Genomic DNA, 1,078 nt, shown 5'->3' with positions numbered 1-1,078 from the left:
CTCGCGGACGGAGTACGACCACCAGGGCCGGCCCACCGCGCACACCCTCCTGCCCGACTCCGGCAAGCCCCAGACCACCGCCTTCTCACCGCGCACACCCTCCTGCCCGACTCCGGCAAGCCCCAGACCACCGCCTTCTCCTACCCCGCCCCCACCGTGACGGTCACCGCCACCCCCGACGGCCGGCGGGTCACCGAAACCCTCGACGCGCTGGGCCGGGCCGTGCGGACCGCGGACAACTACCGCGACGGCGCCTACGCCAAGGAAGCGGACGCCGACGGCGCCCGGGTGCTGTCGGAGGCCGACTACTCCCAGTGGGCCGACTACAAGGTCACCACCACCGACCAGGCCGGCCGCAAGACCACAGCGTCCTCCGACCCGTGGGGCCACAGCAGCAGCGTGACGGGTCCGGACGGCACCACCGTCAAGACCGCCACGGATGTGGTGGCCGAGGCCGTCGCCCAGGGCGTGCTGGGCAAAGACCAGCAGGGTGCCGGCCTGGGTGAGGCGCGGGCGGTGTCGGTGCAGGACGCCGACAGCACGGCCCGGACGGTGTCGGCGAAGGTGCTCTTCGCCGACGGCACCCCCGTGGCGGGCTCCACCGCGCAGGCCGACGCCCTGGGCCGGACCCTGACCTCAACCAGCGGCGAGGTCACCGCCGTGCCCTCCTACGGCACGGGCGGCATCCCGCAGAGCACGGTGCTGAGCCCGGCCGCGCCGGATGTGTATCCGGGGCAGGAGTTCACCGCCGCCCTCACCCGCGACCTCTCCGGGCGTGCCACGTCCAAGACCCTCACCCAGGGCAGAGAGGGAGAAGACACCCGCACCGGCACTAGGAACGAATACGACGCCGCCGGGCGTCTTGCCTCCCAGACCGACCAGCTCGGCAACACCACCGCCTACACCTACAACGGCGACGGCCAGATCGCGGAAGCGGTCGTGGAGACCAAGGACGGCACACCGGTCTCGAAGACTGCGTACACCTACGACGAGCGCACCGGCCTCCTCACCAGTACCTCTGTCACCAATGCGGACGGTGCCGCCACGGTCCGGCAGATGGAGTACGACTCCCTCAACC

General features: G+C 71.8%; 1 protein-coding gene. It reads left to right on the top strand.

What is annotated here, in order from left to right; translation table 11 throughout:
- Nucleotides 1-156: 156 nt before the first annotated feature.
- Nucleotides 157-1,078: RHS repeat domain-containing protein (locus IF89_RS0135585; RefSeq protein ID WP_030777379.1), on the top strand; the 922-nt coding region annotated here is incomplete at its 3' end.

Source organism: Streptomyces sp. NRRL F-2664 (assembly GCF_000719345.1).
Lineage (GTDB): Bacteria > Actinomycetota > Actinomycetes > Streptomycetales > Streptomycetaceae > Streptomyces.
This window is presented reverse-complemented; position numbering and strand designations above follow the sequence as displayed.